This is a genomic window from Erwinia sp. HDF1-3R (genome assembly GCF_039621855.1).
GTDB lineage: Bacteria > Pseudomonadota > Gammaproteobacteria > Enterobacterales > Enterobacteriaceae > Erwinia.
Genome location: NZ_CP155071.1, coordinates 2,434,589 through 2,453,314, shown reverse-complemented (window position 1 = coordinate 2,453,314; position 18,726 = coordinate 2,434,589). Strand labels below are relative to the sequence as shown.

General features: G+C 52.6%; 10 protein-coding genes and 2 pseudogenes. 9 read left to right on the top strand and 3 right to left on the bottom strand.

Going from position 1 to position 18,726, the window contains the following annotated elements:
- Window positions 1–159 precede the first annotated feature (159 nt).
- The 3 genes from AAGR22_RS11180 to AAGR22_RS11170 are packed head-to-tail and all read right to left on the bottom strand — an operon-like array spanning window position 160 to window position 7,090.
- A complete protein-coding gene (locus AAGR22_RS11180) occupies window positions 160–2,550 on the bottom strand; it encodes a virulence factor SrfC family protein (protein ID WP_345827523.1) in 2,391 nt (796 codons plus the stop codon).
- The gene (locus AAGR22_RS11175) at window positions 2,547–5,531 is read right to left on the bottom strand and encodes a virulence factor SrfB (RefSeq protein WP_345831586.1); all 2,985 of its coding nucleotides are present in this window, start codon (window positions 5,529–5,531) and stop codon (window positions 2,547–2,549) included. Before AAGR22_RS11175 ends, AAGR22_RS11180 begins: the two co-directional genes overlap by 4 nt.
- A 2-nt stretch (window positions 5,532–5,533) precedes the next feature.
- On the bottom strand, window positions 5,534–7,090 hold the full coding sequence (locus AAGR22_RS11170) for an SrfA family protein (protein WP_345827521.1): 1,557 nt from the start codon (window positions 7,088–7,090) through the stop codon (window positions 5,534–5,536).
- A 293-nt stretch (window positions 7,091–7,383) separates the two neighbouring features.
- Here AAGR22_RS11170 and AAGR22_RS11165 point away from each other — a divergent pair, with 293 nt between their 5' ends.
- The 9 genes and pseudogenes from AAGR22_RS11165 to AAGR22_RS11125 form a co-directional block, all read left to right on the top strand.
- Window positions 7,384–8,709 carry a PAS domain-containing methyl-accepting chemotaxis protein gene (locus tag AAGR22_RS11165; protein WP_345827519.1) on the top strand — a complete coding sequence of 442 codons (1,326 nt, stop codon included), beginning with the start codon at window positions 7,384–7,386 and terminating at the stop codon, window positions 8,707–8,709.
- Window positions 8,710–9,058: 349 nt separating this feature from the next.
- A pseudogene (locus tag AAGR22_RS11160) lies at window positions 9,059–9,148 on the top strand (recombinase family protein); the annotation flags it as partial.
- 93 nt (window positions 9,149–9,241) lie between these two features.
- A complete protein-coding gene (locus tag AAGR22_RS11155; protein WP_345827517.1) occupies window positions 9,242–11,473 on the top strand; it encodes a hypothetical protein in 2,232 nt (743 codons plus the stop codon).
- Between the two features lie 641 nt (window positions 11,474–12,114).
- Window positions 12,115–13,761, top strand: a complete 1,647-nt coding sequence (locus AAGR22_RS11150; protein ID WP_345827515.1) for a BBE domain-containing protein — start codon at window positions 12,115–12,117, stop codon at window positions 13,759–13,761.
- A gap of 244 nt (window positions 13,762–14,005) precedes the next feature.
- On the top strand, window positions 14,006–15,022 hold the full coding sequence (locus AAGR22_RS11145; RefSeq protein WP_067701846.1) for an NAD(P)-dependent alcohol dehydrogenase: 1,017 nt from the start codon (window positions 14,006–14,008) through the stop codon (window positions 15,020–15,022).
- A 132-nt stretch (window positions 15,023–15,154) separates the two neighbouring features.
- Entirely contained in the window at window positions 15,155–15,448 is a 294-nt protein-coding gene (locus AAGR22_RS11140) for a VF530 family protein (RefSeq protein WP_345827513.1), read from the top strand.
- Window positions 15,438–16,358, top strand: a complete 921-nt coding sequence (locus tag AAGR22_RS11135; RefSeq protein ID WP_345827512.1) for an alpha/beta hydrolase — start codon at window positions 15,438–15,440, stop codon at window positions 16,356–16,358. The genes AAGR22_RS11140 and AAGR22_RS11135 overlap by 11 nt, the downstream gene beginning before the upstream one ends.
- 342 nt (window positions 16,359–16,700) lie before the next feature.
- Window positions 16,701–17,834, top strand: coding sequence for a glutathione-independent formaldehyde dehydrogenase (locus AAGR22_RS11130; protein WP_067701855.1), 1,134 nt, complete (start codon window positions 16,701–16,703; stop codon window positions 17,832–17,834).
- Window positions 17,835–18,016: 182 nt separating this feature from the next.
- Window positions 18,017–18,490 (top strand): annotated as a pseudogene (locus tag AAGR22_RS11125) (Rpn family recombination-promoting nuclease/putative transposase); the annotation flags it as partial.
- Window positions 18,491–18,726 lie beyond the last annotated feature (236 nt).

Below are 18,726 nucleotides of genomic sequence, written 5' to 3'. Positions count from 1 at the left end.
TGTTGCTGACAACAGTCGTTAACAACCTGCCTATTGCAGAGACAATAGATACCCTTAGCAGCTTATCCATCGAGAGCTATCAGATACCCTTAGCAGCTTATCCATCGAGAGCTATCAGATACCCTTAGCAGCTTATCCATCGAAAGCTATCGGATACCCTTAACCCCCTATCTTTTGCAAAATAGCCGCCAGCTCGTCACGGTGCGCGCTGCTTATTTCGCGCGCGGCAGACCAGCCAGCATTTTGCATAATGGTTTCATTCAGCCCAACCAGCCAGTCATAGATATAGTAGGCCGCGTGATTATTGGGCTTGAGCGCCAGTCGGGTCAGACGCTGGCCGGGGCCAAGGCTGGCGGTCTGGGTTTCCGGCCTGGCGAAAATTTTCTGCCCGCGATTGATCCGGCTCGCCGGACGATCTGCTTCAGCGACGTGCTGAAAGCCCAGCCAGGCAACAAAATCACCCAGCACGCTCAGCGCACGGGATACCTGACGATCGGCTATCATCTCGGCTGGCGTGCCTGATGCGTCCTGATCGGTGAGCTGGGTAGCCAGCGAGGCTTCAATATCGAGCCTGATACTGGCGGTGATCAGCTCGCCGGTCAGCATTTCCAGCGTGGATTTACTGACCCCCAGCAGCGCCAGCAACTGGCTGCTGTCGGGTAGCTGGCGGAGCAGATTGATCCAGTGGAGGTAAACCCGGCGGGCAAACTCCGTTTCCGGCTCCTCAGCGGGCGGCACGTCTGCGGGGTTAAGCAGGCCGGGCAGAGGATCATCGCTGAGCAGGTCGATGCTCATGCCAATGCCAAAGGGATCGTCAGCGCTGGGGATAAGCGCTTCGGACTGCGCGCGACGGGCCGGACGCTGCTGCAGGAAAAGGTGGCGCAGCGTTTCGCGGTCGGGCAGCAGACGCTCCAGCAGTTCGCCATGTACGCCAGTGCGCGACTGCAATGCCTTAAGCAGCGTTTCCGCCACGCGCAGACGCGCTTCCGGCTCCTCTTTATCAGAAGCCTGGAACCAGCGGCCGAGCAGATTGTCAGTCAGCTCACGGCGAACTTCCTCGCGCTGCGCCTGTAGTCGTGCCAGCTTGCTGTCGCGGCGGACTTCGGTCACCAGCCAGCCTGCCATACGCCCAATGCCTTTCTCATCCATTGCCAGCATCGCCCCCCAGGCATCGCCGGGGTTGCCGACATAACGCTGGACGGCGGCGTCATAGTTCTGACCGTGGGTAATACGCTGATCGAAGGGCGTTAGCGCCCAGATCAGTCCAGGTTTCCGCCCGCTGCGCGCCTGGGCATTTTCTCCCTGAGTCTGCTTAACCCAGTTATCCAGTATGCGGCCCACCCTGGGCGTATCCGCGCGCTGCCCGACCGCGCTGCAAACCATCAGCAGGCAGATATCCTGGTGCTCAGCGGCACGGGTCAGCAGGTAAGGGCGCTTGGCGGTCAGGAAGCGCAGCGCCAGCTCATGGTGCCGGTCGTCTGGCAGAACAGCTGGCTCTTCGAATCCGGGGTAATCCAGCAGATCCACCTGCTCGAAAAGCGTTTCACGCGGTGCGCTGTAGAACGGCAGGCGCACCTCACGCCCCAGCAGGGTCAGCTCTGACAGCGCCACGTTGACCGGCTTCAGCGCGCGACCCTTTTTCTGCGGTACGACCTGAATCACCGGATCGCTGGCGGTATTAAAGTAGCGCAGCCCTTGACCGTTAAGAAGAGTGACCGAAGGATCGTCCAGCACGGCGAGCGGCGCCAGGACATCCGGCGCGCAGGAGAGGTGATGCAGCACATGCGCCAGCTGACGGTAAAGGGCGGTCAGCTCGCTGTCTTCGCCCCACAGCAGCGAAAAAAGACGCGCACGATCGTCGACGCTCAGCATCGGAGCCAGATCAATCGCCAGCGGCCAGAAATGCGTTTCCAGCGCCTTATTGACGCAGAGCGGGTTGGCCGACAGCCGATCCCACAGGGCAACAACATCATTGCGGCTCATGCCGTCAGTCTCTGCGGGCTGTCGTGACATCGACAGCGTTTGCAGACGTTCACCGATCTGTGCTTCATCCATGCGGATCGGCTGCTCACCTGCGCGCCGGGACCAGGCATCGGCCAGAATGCTAACCAGCGCCTCCTCGTTGAGTAACGCCAGCTTCACCGGCCAGCCGTTATCCACCTCCACCTGCTGCCCGGTATAGCGGGTCACCAGCGTACCGGTCTGCTGCTGAGGATTGAGAAGCGTTTCGTCAAGCGTGGCGGCCCCTAAGGCAATTTCCAGCCGACCTTTTTCGCTGGCCGCCAGGGCGTTAATCAGCCAGGACTTGCCTGCCTGTGACAGGCCAAAAAAACCTATCGCACACTCTTTCTCAGCCGCTGCGGCAAGGGCGGAGGCCCGGTTATGCTGACGTCGCAGGCTGACATTTAGCCGGTCAGCCTCCATATCCAGACGCGGAGACGTTTCGCGCGCGCGCGTCAGCCACTCAGTTGAAAGGTCAATTCCATGGGTAATGGCATCCAGTTTTTTTCCAAACTGCGCCGCCAGCTGTTTAGGCGTTAACGGTTTCATTTCTTGTATACGCTCCCGCTGTCAATCCAGTAATGGGTCAGGCCCGTACCGCTGTTTGCCAGGGTATTTAACTTCAGCCGCAGATGTTCGGGCGGCACCAGCGTACCGTCATCCAGCGTGGCTTCAGCGATTTCAAATCGTTCAGGGGCGGCGTTATCCGGCCCCTTTATTGCTGCCAGCCTGATTTTCAATACTTTATCACCGGCCACGCTGCGCGCCAGCAGCGGATCGGCGATGGTCAGGGAATAGAGCGGCGACGCAGGCCAGCGGTCATTATCCAGCTGGCGGAAGCCCAGCGTCAGGGTGCCGCGCACCTGGAAGCGCTGACGGGGATCGAGGGTAAAGGCTTCATCGTCCAGGTCAATATCGGCGTACCAGACGTTGTCGCTGCTCAGTGCGCCGCTGCCGTCCAGCATGCCCAGATAGCGGATGGTAGAGTAAGGCTGAAAATCACCGGCTTTGAACCAGAAGTTAGCCAGGCGCAGATCCAGCGACAGCAGGCAGAGCATCGCGCCAACCGCCGCGGTTGATTTTGGATTCTCTATCCGCCCCTGTTTATTAAAGGGGTACCAGTCGTTGGTGTGATAACCGTCCAGTGAGAGAATGCGGCTGACCGGCAGCGGCTGGAGATGGCGAAACAGTGCCTGTACCCCAGGGAAGCGCGATGGGCGGCCGGTTAATAGCAGCACGTCACAGTCATAGACCGCCACCACTTCGGACATCGAGCGCAGGCTGTGGGTGATATTCATCCCCTGGGAGAGAAATTCCGCATGCAGCGCGCTGAGTTTCACTACCAGCGGCACCCGCAGGATATCAAATTCCTCCGCTTCGCCCGGCAGCTCACGCTGGATCTCGCGATTGATATAGTCCAGCAGTTTCGCCGTCGGCGGCTGGGCCAGCAGCTCGCCAATGCGCGCATCAACCTCTGCGTTAAGCTCCAGCGGGTCGAAGCGCTCATAGGCTTCCAGAATCGCCTGGCCCGCCGGCATAAAGATTTGCAGGGTGGCCTGCTGGCGAAGCGTTGACTGACCGTCCAGACGACCTTCATGACCAAACAGACGGGTCATTACGCCCTCCGGATTAGCCATGCCCGCCTGTTTAAACGCGGTTTGCAGCGCCGGCAGCACATACAGCTGAATCACGTCCAGCAGGATATCGTCCCCGGCCAGCTTAAAGCCCTCACGGAACAGCAGGCGCGGCATAATTTTTACGTTATTACCCACGCCATCATCCAGACGGTACTGGGTGATCGCCAGATCGGTGGTACCGCCGCCGATATCAATAGAGGCGATACGCAGCGTTTTACCTGGGGCTTCGTCGGCTGCCCGCGCGCGGTCAGGGCGTGCCATGCTGATGAAGAAAGCCTCGGCGCGCCCGCCAAAATTCACCTGAGTTTCATTATACAGATAGACCATCTGCCCGCAGGTGGCTTCATCCCACTCCATCTGCACCTCCGGCACCGGCACCTTGCTTTTCGCCTTATCGGCGGCGCTGCTGAAATCATCGTCAGCCGGGTGCCAGCCCAGGGATTTCCACACCAGCGCAATGGCTTCGTGCATGCGGCGGCGGAAAATTTCACGCTCGGGCTTCGGCATCGCGGAGGGCAGGGTGAGTATAATATTGCGCAGCTGGCGTGGGGCACTGCTGTGCAGCATCTTCTGCCGCTGTGCCGGGCTGTTCATTTGCATCAGCGCCTGAGCCAGCAGCTCAGAGAGCATAAAGCTCATTACCGAACTGCGGCTGTACTGTGGTGAGAAGACCGGCAGACGATCTTCCAGCGGCTGGTTATAGAGCGGCTGGCCCTCGTCATTGACCAGACTGGTCAGCGGGATGGCGGTGGCCGGTGGCTCCTGGGCCGCGCTGCCCGGCGTACGGCTAAAGCGCCAGCCCGGCGTGTAGATCTCTTCGTCCCACAGATAACGACGTGGGCTGGAGATGCCGGTAGCGCCCTCAGTCCCCAGCCGCTGAAGCGCCAGATGGCTGGCTTCGCGCCCGACACGGGTGATCGACGGCCAGATAAAGGCGTCATCGCGCCCGCTCTCCACCGAAAAATTTTGTTTGCCAAAGCTGGCCTGAGCGAACTCCACGCGACTCTCGAACAGTTCGTTATAGACCTGATGCGGGGCGCTGAGGCAGCGAAGATGCAGTTCGTAGGTATGCTTCAGTCCCTGAGGATCGTCAGGGTGATCTTCCACCATAATCCCACAGGTGTGAGAGTTACCCACGTCCAGAATCAGATCGACCGAAATCGCCGGTTCCTGTAGCGTGGCGGCGCTGATTTTCAGTTCGGGCAGCACCAGCTGATGACCCAGCATATGGAGGATATTCAGGTAGTGCGCCTGATACTCAAACTCGCGCAGGGCGGTGCGGACATTCACCTGTGGGCGCTGTTCGATTTTCGCCACCTGCTGGCTGAACACTTCGCGCAGCCAGCCATCGACCCAGGTGTGATCGAGGAATTCGCCCAGCTCTTCGCTGCGGTGAGCCAGCGCAAAACTGACGCCGGACTGGGCATCACTCTCATTTAACGCCAGTGATTCATCTTCGCCTTCGGGCCAGGTGCGCGTTTCAAATGCCAGGCAGACGCGGTGCGTTTTACCGTTCTGATCGGGCTTATCCAGCGCGACGATCTGCATACGCGCCCAGTTATCCGGGCCGCTGCTGAAGCTGCGCGGCGGATTGAAACGGAAAAAGGGCAGCGGCAGCCATATCCCTTCCAGCAGTGACAGAGACTGCTCAAGGGGGAAACTGAACTCAGGCTTCACCACTTCCGGCATGCCACCGGCTACCACCGGCAGCAGGTATCGGCCATTCTGCGCGTTAAAGTTCAAACGCAGCAGCGGGCCGTTGGCCGTCTGGCGCACAAACTTGCCCGGCATTTCAGCATCCAGCACCGGCGTCAGGGAAAAGTCGAGGAACTGAATGCCACTGTTCTGAATCAGCGTCATATTCGGTTTAAAATCAGCGATCGTCGCCAGCATCATCATTTACTCTCGCGCTTCATCGTCATCGGTAATATCGTATTGGTATCGTACTGGCCGCTACATTCGGCCGGGCCACTGGCTCCCTGCTTACACACCAGTTCAGGCATCTGATAGCGCGAGCCGTCGCTGCATTTCGCTTTGGTTCGGCTGTTGATCACCAGGTTGCCTGACTTCATCAGACCGGCATAGACATCCACGCGGCAGCTGATGCCATCGCCCTGAATTATCCGCGCCGTTCCTTTGCCATTTTTCATCTGGTAGCGCAGGCTGGGTGGCCTGCCGGTAATGGGATTTTTACCGCCGACGATAACCCGCCAGCCGCCGTTAATAAACCGCGTCGATCCCAGCTTCACCGCATCGGCAGGCATGACTAAATCATCTTTTGCGACCGGGATCGCCGCCGCCGCTTCACTGGTCACTGCGGGTTGTTCAACCGGCGCGGGTACGGTATTTGCCGCCGCGACGGGCAGGGTCGGATTCGCGGAGTTTCCGCTAACCGGTGCGCTAACGGCAGATACCACAGGGGCGGATTTCCCTGCGTCGGCCCCCGACGCACTGGCCGGTTGTTCAGGTCGGGCACTGGCCGCCGCTTCCGCCGCGTTCCCGATCGGCTGCGTCTCAATGGTTTCGCCTGACCGGCGTGTCGTCTCATTAGCCGCAGACTGCTCAGCGGCGCGGGTCGGGCTGACGTCCGGCGGAGTGGTTTTCGTGTCATGCCCATCGGCAGGCCGTGGGGCGCTGGCCTGAGAAGCGGGTGGGGTCGTGGACTCGCAGCCTTTCAGCTGTACGCCCAGCGCGACCAGCAGTGCGGCGGCGGGCAGGGTCCAGCCGTAGCGAAGCAGACTGTTTTTTAACGCAGGTTTCTTTGCGTTTAGTTCGGATAAAGGAGAGGTCGGCGATACGGAAACCGCGGGGGCCGCAGGAAGATCGGCAGCGGGGCTTGCCTGCGTCGCTTCAGGCTCAGCGAGCACCGCCGGGGTAGCGTGACTGGCCGTCAGTACCGGCGCTGGCGCGGCCACCTCAGTGAGTTTTGAAGCGGTCAGTTTTGATAAGACTCGCGGTGGCTGCTCCTCTTCCGTCGCGCGCAGGCACTCCAGCGCGTCCTGACGGGCTTTTTTCTCCGGGCTGACGAATCCCCAGAAGGTGATCACCGGCTTACCGCCCACCAGATACACATAGTTCGGATCGGGAAACTGCATCGCCCGGGATAACAGCGCGCCAAACAGTTTCTGGCTGGGTTTGTCAGACTGCTGAGCCCGCTGACACATCACGTCCACTGCCTGCTGGCAGGCAATAAGCTGATTGAGTGCATGGGCGCGCGCGGATTCACTGGCGGCCGCCCAGGAGGTAACCTTTCCGGAGACGGGCGAGTACCAGTCGAGACGATCGCCAGCCTCATTGGGCTGGGGTACTGCCAGGCAGTCTGCAATCTGCTGCTGCTTTCTCAGGCGCAGCGTCTCGCGCAGCTGTAGGGCTGACAGGTAAACAGGCTGGCCGTTCTCTCCGAGCGGCAGAACCGCATCCAGACTTCCGCTGCGTAAAAATGATTTTGCCACGCAAAAAGGACCTTTTTAGTCAGATATCCGGTATCAGTGAGTCAGACACGCTCCGGGTTGCTGACCACTTTAGGGGATTTGACTTAAATCGAATGCGGAAATAAGAGGGTAAACAGGCGATTACTTTCCCAATGAGATTGCACAATGCCGCCGGGCGCGGCTGGCGGATCCTGAACCCTGCTAATAAATAGGGTGCTATTATATTTCACGCAATTTAATTATGGAGTTTTTCTGACCTTTGCCGATAGTGTCTTTGTGACGAATATAATAATTATGGCTAATAAGGTTACACCATGAGCGGGACATTAATACCAGGGTTCTTTTCACGCTTCGTCCGCAGCGGGCGTCGACATTCTCAGGCTACGCTGAGCGCGCTTAACGATGCCGTTGCGACGATCGAATTCACGCCCGACGGGCAAATTGTTTCGGCTAATGGGCTGTTTCTGGCCAAAATGGGCTACGGACTGGCCGAGATCGTCGGTCAGCATCATCGAATGTTCTGCCCCCCGGAGTTGATTCGGTCGCCGGAGTATGCACAGTTCTGGCAACGGCTTCGTCGTGGTGAAAGCTTCAGTGATACCTTCCAGCGGCGGGCAAAAGACGGCACCGCGCTCTGGCTGGAGGCGCACTATGTTCCGGTAGCGGATCGTCGTGGACAAATCATCAAAATTGTTAAGCTGGCGACCGATGTCACCCGCCGGATTCTGGCCGCGCAGGAGCAGCGGGCAATGACCAATGCCATCAACCGTTCGATGGCGGTGATTGCTTTTACCCCTGAGGGAGAAGTGCTGCGCGCCAATACTAACTTTCTGAAGGCCACGGGATACCAGAGTGCGGAGATAGTCGGTCGGCATCACCGTATGTTCTGCTCACCCGCGCTGTATAACAGCGCTGAATATAAGGAATTCTGGGACAAGCTGGGACGGGGTGACTTCATTTCCGGGCAGTTCCTGCGGGTGGATAAGAAAGGTCAGGCTCTGTGGCTGCGCGCGACCTACAACCCGGTTTTTGATGAAAACAACCGGCTGTATGAGGTGGTTAAATTTGCCACCGACGTCACCGAACAGGTGATTAAAAATCAGCAGGAACGGGACGCCGCCGAGCATGCTTACCAGGCGGCGCTGGAAACGCGCGATAATACCCGACAGGGCGTCAGCGTGATTGAAAACAGCGTCACGAAGATGAATGAAATCGCCCATGAGCTGCGGAAGGTTTCCGAAGATGTGAATGGCCTGAGTACCCAGTCGGCGCAGATTGGGGTTATTGTGGAAACGATAAGAACCATCGCCAATCAGACCAACCTGCTGGCGCTGAATGCGGCCGTCGAGGCTGCGCGGGCCGGAACCCACGGTCGCAGCTTTGCCGTGGTTGCCAGCGAGGTGCGCAGCCTGGCGGCGAACATTAACAGCGCCACGCTGCAAATCGCCAGCGTGGTGGAAAGCAATCAGTCCCTGGCCAGCCTGGCACAGAAAAATATCTCGGCTAACCTGATCCGCGCTGACCAGGGCGTGATGATGGTGCGGGAAGCGGGGAGCGTGATTATTGATATACAAAACAACTCCACCCAGGTGGTTGACGCGATAGGCCAGGTTACACAGCAGCTGAAGAGCGAAATGTAAGGCTAATACGTTTTTTCAGCCCGAAGCATGGCTATCTGGCAGTGGGTTTTTCAGCCATCCCTGCGTATAGCCGCTCGCATTCGAAATCCCTCCGACTCGCAATCGGCGCAAATTTTGCATCACATTAACGACAAGTGAAAAACGCCATCGGTTCACATTAGGCGGTTCTACGTCGGAACCGCCGATATCTCCATCACCCCGGCAACCCGCGCATCCAGGGTCAATAATTTCATTGCTGCTCTGGAAGGTGCAATGCCCGTTCAGCAAAGTGTATTGCCAGGCCACCTTTTGCCTGTTGCTTTATTCGGGTTGTCATCCTGACCTCGATTAATCGTGTCCGTAAGAGGACCTGACTGTCCAGCAGGAAGCCCTGGCGAAAATCGGTGTCCCTCCGGACCGGATTGATATCGACAGGAGGTTAACGGGATCAAACCGGCAGGGAGTAACTAAATGAGCGAAATGATTGTTTATTGAAAGTAATACATGCACAGGTATGCGATTAAGGTATGTTTAAAAGTAAGAGAGCTTAATCATGCCAGTATCATTGTTACAGCACAGAAAATTAGCCGGAATTCACCAGAATAAGCTTCAAGATAACTTAAGGAGGTATTCCACAACACAGGCTCAGAGCAAAGGCCCAGACCGCTCTGCCATCCCGGATGGAAAAATTCACTTCGGAAGTAGTATTCACACTGTCGTCAATTCTAATGATGAACCAAACCGAGTATCGCACCAGACTACAAATCCGAGACAGGGTATAGCAGCCCCGCTGCTAATGCTGCTAAGCCAGGTTCGGTTAGCTGATGGTATTAATTTAATCAGCACTCTCAGGGATTCTATCCCGCAAACCCCATCCAGGGGGGGGGTTATACTTCAAAATGATCCTCTACGTTTTTCTGGGGAAAATGCATTACCTGTCAGAGATAAAGATACAAATCGATTACCAAGATATGCCGTATTTGAAAAGAAAACAACGACTCCTCCTCTCGTATCTGATGATGTTAAAATTGAAAAACGGGATTTTTCCTGCATTGAAGATCGACAGCATTTAACCTATTCTGATGTATTTAGAAAGGTTGGTAAAACTTTCAGTAATCCGGTAGGTGAACTTGCAAAGGAAGCTCAGGTCATTCATTATTATAACAATTATAAACGATGCCCAACCCCGAAAGAAATAAAAAATATTCAATCAATAACCTCAGTGGTAGACAAACTAATATCGATGGTTACAGCATTACTTCCTGGTAGCATGCCGCTTGTGGTTACACAGAGATTGGGTGGGGCACTATTCAGAATGATGGCTGATGGCATAGATAATAAAAAGCTGAATGTAGATGATTTATCTGAAGCAAACGATCAACTTCTTGCTTTGGGGAAAAGTATTGTAGATTTTTCCCCGAGAAATTCAAAAGGACAAACAATTGAAGGTCAGTTAAAAGTGCCTGAGGGCTTATCTTTTAAAAATAATAAAATATTAGTTAATATTAAAGGGGAAGCCAGGGGGTTGATATCTGAAAATGGTAGATATTTTACTCATATTCATGGTAAGCGTCGAAGAATATCTTACTCTCCGCAAACTAAAAGATGGGAGCAAAAAATAACAAATAAAAACAGAATAATTAAATCCCTAAGTGATAATGTTTACTTTGACCATCACATTACAAATAAGTTAAATGGGGCTATAGACAAAAATACTCTTAGTCGAATTAGTCCAGTTCAGCATGGTATATATAGTGTAACAAGTAAACAGTCTGGAGAATCCTTTCATACGATAAAAGTTGGTGATAAGTTCTATCGTTACATTCCATCAAATGAGAAGGATGTGAGCATAAGCGGTGTCATCAAAGGTGGTAATGAAAATATCAAGGTGTCCCGGTTTGATAAAAGATATTTTATTGTCAATGAAAAAAAGAAGTTATTAGTAAACTATTCACCTTGTCGACTGGCTAGATCTCCTGGGACGTCGTGCTTACATCTTTCTGAAGGCCTGGTTAACAAGCTTAATGCGAATAAAAAAAATGGAATACCAGCAAGTAAGATAAAGGGACTACAGCCATCTGAAACTCATCCGGGTTTATATGATTCGGAGAAGGGGAAACTTTACTTAAAATACGATGATGTTTATTTTAAATTGAGTGGGAAATTTGATAAGAGTGCTGAATCGAAATTTGAGGTCATAGGTAAAAAAAGATTTGGCAGTAAAAAAATAACTTCTATTTCTTTTAGCAGAGAGAATGGAAATAACTATATAAATACTCCTGAAGAAAACATGATGGAAAGTACTGGGGTTTCCAGGGGGGTGGCTATGTCACATATAGAAATGCACACTGACTTTACTCCTGTTGATCTTAAACGAACATGGGCCGAGAGCATGCATGGTCCGTTTGATGTGGATAAAAGATTTTCAGCCAAAAGATGGGTTACAAACAAAGAACCCATCATGGTTTATCGGCAGGATAATCGTTCTCTGGATGAAGTAATAGCAGCAGGCGGCTTTTATCCCCAAAAAGAAAAATTAGGTACAATTGAAGACCATATGACTGGTTCACGTGATCAATATTCATATGTTTCCACATCAATTAAAAGGCTAAAAAGTGGATCTTATGGAAAATATGAATATGCTATTTACCTGCAACCACACCAGGGGGTCGATACAGCTGCAACCCTTGAGGTAAGTCACAGCATCCATTCTAAAAGTGTTGAATTTGCCGTTCCGGGAATTATAACTCCAGGGCAAATAAAGGGATGGCGTAAGTGTAACTAAATAGCTGCGCCGAATAGTAGATCACTTAAAGGAAATTCAGCCCGGATTGTGCGATCTGATCAATCGCCAAATATCCCAAACCACCAGCCGGACTGAGCGATGCCGATCATAGCACCAATACCCCGCGACGGACGACGCCTGATGCAGAAAGCGATCCATAATTTACCACCGGAGTGGGTACAGGACATGCGCACCTGGGAACCGTACTGTCGCTTTGCCCGGGAGCCAGAATCTCGCAAGGTGGCTATCGATGCCCGCATAAAGACAGGTTACGAAGTCGAACCAGACATGGCTGGGGCTGCTGTGATGCCTTTTTGATGACGAAATGTTTGTGGAATTTGACAGCAAAAAGTGGGGACCTATTTTCCCACTTTTTGTTCATCTCTCTACAACCCAACCTTCAGGTGGTAATCAAGACCTTAATCATGATGTGTTTTCGCTTTCCATTTAATATACCCTTAAAAAACAAAAAAGGTTATTTTTATAGCATTGATTAATAAATAAAATAAACTCATACTCCATTTGAACTTAAATGCGAAGGGTGTGAGAAACAATGCTCTTTATAACTTACCAGTTAATATTTTTTATAAACCTGTCTGTATAAAGACTTACATCGAATTATTAGATATAAGGATGCCGGAATGTCGAATCATATCATTATAGACAAGCAAGACGATCGTTATGAAACGCTTAAAAAAGGATTTAATTTAAGATGGCCTGCGCAAGGAAAAGAAGGCGATTATATTTATATTTGTGATAGTGCTGAATCAGTTCACCGTTCCGCAAATGATGCGCTTGAAAAAGGTTACCGCATTACGATACGAAGTGGTGGACACTGCTACGAAGGCCTTGTATCTAATAAGCTGGAAGGTGAAGAACACCAGCCACTTGCTATCATCGATCTTAGCCTGATGACCGGTATGGAATTTAGTGAGGCGGGCGATGTTAACTCCCCTTACAATACCTGTGAGAAATATAAATTTCGCGCGGCGACGGGCAATCAGAACTGGGACGGTTACAACGCACTGTATAAAACAGCTAACCGAACAATTCCTGGCGGTTCATGTTACTCCGTGGGATCGGGTGGCCATATATGTGGCGGGGGCTACGGTCTGCTTTCAAGACTGCATGGACTTACCGTAGACTGGTTAAGTGGTGTGGATATTCTTGTGCCTGACCTGAATGGCAAGGGACTGGTTTCAAAACATGTTAGCCTGAACAGCACGGGCACTGAACGTGACCTTTTTATCGCCTGCCGCGGTGGCGGCGGCGGCAACTATGGCATTATTCTCAATTATTATTACAAAGATCTACCTCACGCTCCCCGTCAGGCCTATCTGCTCACACTTTCATGGCCATGGGCAAGTTTTACCAAAGAAAAGCTAAAACATTTTCTTAAGGAATACTGGCGCTGGTTTAAAGAGAACGATCGGCACTGGAACAGTAGCGATCCTGCGCTGGCTAATGGTGGGCTTTTTACGCTACTCAAGTTACAGCATCGCTCTACCGGTGATATTAGTTTGTTGATCCAGTATACAGGAACTAACGGGCGGGTTGATGCGCTTAATCAGACCGCGCCACTGATAGATTTTGTTCACCACATGAATAGCGCCGCGGGGACCAATGCTTATGTCGCTTCCATGGAAAACTCGTGGGGGCCGGTGACCAGGCTTCAGGGGAAAGAGACCAGATTAAGCAACCCACTCAAAGATGCGCGTTTAATGGATTGGTTGTATTTAACTCAAACTATAAACGGTTCAGGTAGCAACCAGTTCGGAAAATATAAATCTTTTTATCAAATAGAGAATTTTACCGACGTTGAAGTTGATGCAATATGGACTCACTTTAATCAGACCGGTCAGACACATCTTAACCAGGCTCTATTACAAATTGACTCATATGGTGGTTGCGTTAATACAAATGATGAGGTCAGTAATCCCACGGCGGTACATCAGCGACATTCACTGTTGAAATCACAGCTGCAGGCTTACTGGACAGACCCGATTAATGAAGATAAGTGTATACGCTGGTGTCAGGATTTTTTTAATGACTTTTTTTCGCAGCAGAATGGTAAGCCCTTTAGCGATAATCAGCGCTATGAAGGTTGTTTTATTAATTATCCTGACGTGGATATGCGGTATATCAGTAATCAACCCGGCACTACAGATACGCGCTGGCTGGAGCTTTACTATGGAGACAAAGTAAATATGCTGATCAATACTAAACGTGCCGTTGATCCTGAAAATATTTTCCGAAGCGAAATGTCAATACCGGTTTCACATCCTTAGCATTTAAAGTAGTCATTCAGGGCACTGTAGATTTAACGTTAATCGTCAGGTCCGGCAGAGATAGCGGGCCTGACGTTGAAGAAGCAGCTTATCAGAAGACATAATTAAGCGAATAGCTGCATAAAAACCCCGCAAAATTTACATCCTGATACACACCACAGGACCAATCACACGTCTGGCTTTATAGCACACCCTCAGGCTTTGCTACACTCACTGCCGATGTTAATGGAATCTGAGGTAACGAATGAAAATCAAAAGCTACGCAGCAATGGAAGCCGGAAAGGCGCTGGAACTGTATGAATACGAACCCGGCGAGCTTAGCGCAGAAGAAGTTGAGGTAGCGGTTGAATACTGCGGCGTGTGCCATTCCGATTTATCGATGATCGATAACGAGTGGGGCATTTCACGCTACCCGACCATTGCCGGTCATGAGGTGGTGGGTCGCGTAACCGCGCTGGGCGAAGCGGCTAAAGAGAAGGGCCTTTCGCTTGGCCAGCGCGTGGGTATTGGCTGGACGGCGAAAAGCTGCCAGCACTGTGACGCCTGTATTAATGGTCACCAGGTCAACTGTGAGAACGGCACGACACCGACCATCCTTAATCATGGTGGTTTTGCTGAGAAGCTGCGCGCCGACTGGCAGTGGGTCATCCCGCTGCCGGAAAAACTGGATGTCGAAAGTGCCGGCCCGCTGCTGTGCGGGGGGATCACCGTCTTTAAACCGCTGCTGATGAGCAATATCACCGCTACCAGCCGCGTGGGTGTTATCGGTATCGGTGGCCTGGGCCACATCGCGATCAAAATTCTGCGCGCGATGGGAGCCGAAGTGGTCGCATTCAGCTCCACGCCGGGCAAAAAGCAGTCAATTCTGGATATGGGTGCCGATGAGGTGATTAATAGCCGCGATCCGGAAGCGCTGAAAAATCAGGCAGGCCGTTTCGATCTGATCCTCAGCACCGTGGCGGTCGATCTGGACTGGAAACCTTACTTTGATGCACTGGCTCCGCAGGGTAAATTCCATACCGTTGGTGCCGTCATGAAGCCGTTCCAGGTCAGCGCCTTCGATCTGATTACCGGAGATAAAGCCCTGACCGGCTCATCAACCGGCTCGCCGGGCCAGCTTCGCTCATTGCTGAAACTGGCATCGCGTGCGGATATCGCGCCGCAGGTAGAGTTCTTCCCTATGTCGAAAATTAACGACGCGCTGGAGCACGTCCGCGCCGGAAAAGCGAATTACCGCGTGGTACTTAAAGCGGATTTCTGACGATTGGCCTGACAATGCGTTAAGATAAACTGAAGCCAGCGCGATTATGCGCTGGCTTTTTTATCGCCAGCTGTCAGCAGAGTTTTTTTTCGCACCCCTGGTGAATCCATTTTTCACTTATTCAGGACGTTTATGAACACGCACGCTTCCAAAGATCCTTTACACGGCGTTACGCTGGAAATGCAGATTAACGCGCTGGTAGCAAAATATGGCTGGGGAGAGCTGGGTCGCCGCATCAATATTAACTGCTTCAAAAGCGATCCCAGTGTTAAATCCAGCCTGAAGTTTCTGCGCCGTACCCCCTGGGCGCGTAAGGAAGTGGAAGATCTGTATCTTATGATGCTTAACGCGGGCAGTAAAAAAGCTGCCGTAACGCCCGTCGACAGTCCCTGGGGCCAGCGCAGAGATAACGGGTATGAACGATAACACCTGGATCGACCGGGGACCGTCGCCCTTTATCCCCGGCTTCAGGCTGGGCGATGTGACCCTTGCCAGCGGAGTGAGATTACGGGTTGCGATGGGGGGTAACGGGCCACCTCTGATCCTTCTCCACGGGCATCCACAAAATCATCTTACCTGGCATAAAGTGGCTCCCACGCTGGCGCAGGAATTCAGTGTCATTTTGCCCGATCTTCGTGGTTACGGCGACAGTGATAAACCGCCGGGCGGCGAGGGACACCGCAATTATTCTAAACGCGTCATGGCGCAGGATATAATTCAGCTGATGGACCGGTTAAATTATGACACCTTCATTTTTGTCGGTCACGATCGGGGAGGGCGCGTAGGGCATCGGCTGGCGCTGGATTATCCTGACCGGGTCAGCCGCTGCATATTTATTGATATTGCGCCGACGGCGACAATGTACGCACTGACGGATAAAACGTTCGCCACGCGTTATTTCTGGTGGTTTTTTCTTATTCAGCCTGCACCGCTGCCTGAGAAAATGATTGGTCAGGATCCGGCATTTTTTCTACGCCAGCATATTGATGCGCAGAATAAAACGCCAGACGCCACCGAACCTGCTATTTTCGCCGATTATCTGCGCTGTTATCAGCACCCGGATATGCTGCATGCGGTATGTGAAGACTATCGCGCCGCAGCCACGACAGATCTGGAAGACGATGCATCAGACGGCGAAAAACGCATTCAGTGCCCGTTATTCCTGTTATGGGGGGAGCAGGGTACGGTCGGCCAGCTCTATGACGTCATCAGCACCTGGCAGGAGAAGGCCAGAGAGGTAACGGGCGTGGGGTTGCCCTGTGGTCATTCTCCGCAGGAAGAGGTCCCCGGGGAAATACTGGGGCATCTGCTGCCGTTCCTCAGAAGGAATAACTAGCAAAGAGAAGTGTGAAGAAATATGGCCAGACTTTCTGCGTTTTCTCAGCACAGCGATTAAATATTGCAATCTGGTGGGTGCTCTACACCGTTATAAATGATGAAAATCAGCAGGCTGACTAAATTAAACGGGCTTGCTTCCCAATATTATCTTTTTAAGATTAATCTGCGAAATAGCGGCGGTATCGCTTAGGAATAATCTGCGTAATTATATCTCTGCTAAAATCGCTGAGAGGCTTTTTGTAAGCTTTTCTTAATGCAATGGCGAAATCATTCAGGAGGAACTACGTTTTATCAGGTATCAGTAACGTCATGATGCGATGGCAATATATAGGAGAGAATTATGAAAGCGGTTATTTATAATGGCCCGTACGATGTTTCCGTGAAGGATGTGCCGGATGCAAAAATTGTCAAACCCACTGATGCCCTGATTCGTGTTACCACCACCAATATTTGCGGTTCCGATCTGCATATGTATGAGGGACGAACCAGTTTTGAGCAGGGCCGTATTCTTGGCCATGAAAATATGGGCCAGGTTATTGAGGTCGGCAGCGGCGTTGAGCGCGTAAAAGTAGGCGATTATGTCTGTCTGCCGTTCAATATTGGCTGTGGCTTTTGTGAAAACTGTGAAAAAGGCCTGACCGGCTACTGCCTGACCGCTAATCCTGGCACAGCAGGCGCGGCCTATGGTTTTGCAGAGATGGGCCCCTGGGAAGGCGGGCAGGCCGAGCTGCTGCGCGTGCCTTTTGCAGACTTTAATTGCCTGACGCTGCCGAAAGATGCGGTCGAAAAAGAGGACGATTATGTCATGCTGTCCGATATCTTTCCCACCGGCTGGCATGCAACAGAGCTGGCAGGCCTGCGGGCAGGTGAAAGCGTGGCGATTTACGGTGCCGGACCGGTTGGCCTGATGGCCGCTCACTCAGCCCTGATCAAAGGCGCGGCCAGTGTTTACGTTGTGGATACCCATCCCGATCGCCTGGCGCTGGCCGAGAAAATGGGCGCGACCGCAATCAATGCGGTAGGTGACGAGGCGGTGCAAAAGATCCTGGACCTGACCGATGGCAAAGGAACGGATCGCGGCTGTGAATGCGTAGGCTATCAGTGCTGCAATAAGCACGGTAAAGAGGATAATAGCGCAACCATGAACAGCCTGGTCGCTTCGACCAAAGCCACAGGCGGTATCGGCGCCGTGGGCGTATTTGTGCCACAGGATCCGGGTGGCAGCACCGATCTGGCGAAGGAAGGGAAGATGCCATTCGATTTCGGCAGCTTCTGGTTCAAAGGCCAGACACTGCGCACCGGTCAGGCGAACGTAAAAGCCTATAATCGTCAGCTTGCCAACCTTATCCATAAAGGAAAAGCCAATCCGGCACAGATTATTTCCCAGCGTCTGAAGCTGGCCGATGCGGCAGAGGGCTACAAGCATTTTGATTCCCGCGATAAAGACTGGACCAAGGTAATCCTTAAACCTTAAGGGGCCTCAGGGTTGAGGTTTCCTGTCCACAGAAGCTGATATCCGCGTTCAGACGTTCAAACCCTCTGAGTAGTCACTCCTCAGAGGGCTATCCCATACCCATGATGGCTGCCATTGCAACAGTCGCTCTCTTCACTGCGCATCGCATTGTAAGGTGACAAGCTACGCTCCCTCTCTTTTTAAAACTTTATGGCAAGGCATTTCAACTGGTAGACGTGACGGTTATTCCTGATGATGACATCATGAATCATCGCAGCATGGCGGCGCTCACGCTGCTGCAAAAACATATTCATCGCCGTGACCTGAGCGATTTATTGGATCGGCTATCAACAGCGTTGCTGGGCAGCAACCTGACGGGACAACAGCTGGTTTCGCTGATAAACTATCTTGTACAGGCGGGTGAAACGGATGACGCCGAAGCTTTTGTACGTAACCTGGCGCAAAAAGTGCCGCAGCATGGGAACGAATTGATGACGATTGCGAACCAGCTTGAACAGAAGGGTATTGAGAAGGGCATTGAGAAGGGTATGCAGCTCGGTGAACAAAAAGGAAAGCAGGATGTTGCACGTAACCTTCTTAAAGCGGGCATGTCGCTGCATTCGGTTAAAGATCTGACTGGCCTCTCTGATGATGAACTGGAACAAATTTGCCACTGAGTAAGCTATTCCTGAGCAGCATACAGCATGACTGATTCACGCATTCACGGACGGCTAAGGGCCTCGGAACCGTTACGGCATAGCGCCTGAGCCCAAAACACATCCTGTGTTCTGCCTCGGATCTGTCTGTGATAAGTCTCACATCCTGTGATCCCAACCACTTTATGCCGGGCAACTGATGTTCCCACTGCATAAATACTACGATGCATATCACATTTAGCCTCGATAAGTTTACA

Coding starts and splice junctions, on each gene's coding strand:
- AAGR22_RS11180 (WP_345827523.1), bottom strand. CDS start 2,550: ATGAAACCGTTAACGCCTAAACAGCTGGCGGCGCAGTTTGGAAAAAAA.
- AAGR22_RS11135 (WP_345827512.1), top strand. CDS start 15,438: ATGAACGATAACACCTGGATCGACCGGGGACCGTCGCCCTTTATCCCC.
- AAGR22_RS11130 (WP_067701855.1), top strand. CDS start 16,701: ATGAAAGCGGTTATTTATAATGGCCCGTACGATGTTTCCGTGAAGGAT.
- AAGR22_RS11165 (WP_345827519.1), top strand. CDS start 7,384: ATGAGCGGGACATTAATACCAGGGTTCTTTTCACGCTTCGTCCGCAGC.
- AAGR22_RS11155 (WP_345827517.1), top strand. CDS start 9,242: ATGCCAGTATCATTGTTACAGCACAGAAAATTAGCCGGAATTCACCAG.
- AAGR22_RS11150 (WP_345827515.1), top strand. CDS start 12,115: ATGTCGAATCATATCATTATAGACAAGCAAGACGATCGTTATGAAACG.
- AAGR22_RS11145 (WP_067701846.1), top strand. CDS start 14,006: ATGAAAATCAAAAGCTACGCAGCAATGGAAGCCGGAAAGGCGCTGGAA.
- AAGR22_RS11140 (WP_345827513.1), top strand. CDS start 15,155: ATGAACACGCACGCTTCCAAAGATCCTTTACACGGCGTTACGCTGGAA.
- AAGR22_RS11175 (WP_345831586.1), bottom strand. CDS start 5,531: ATGCTGGCGACGATCGCTGATTTTAAACCGAATATGACGCTGATTCAG.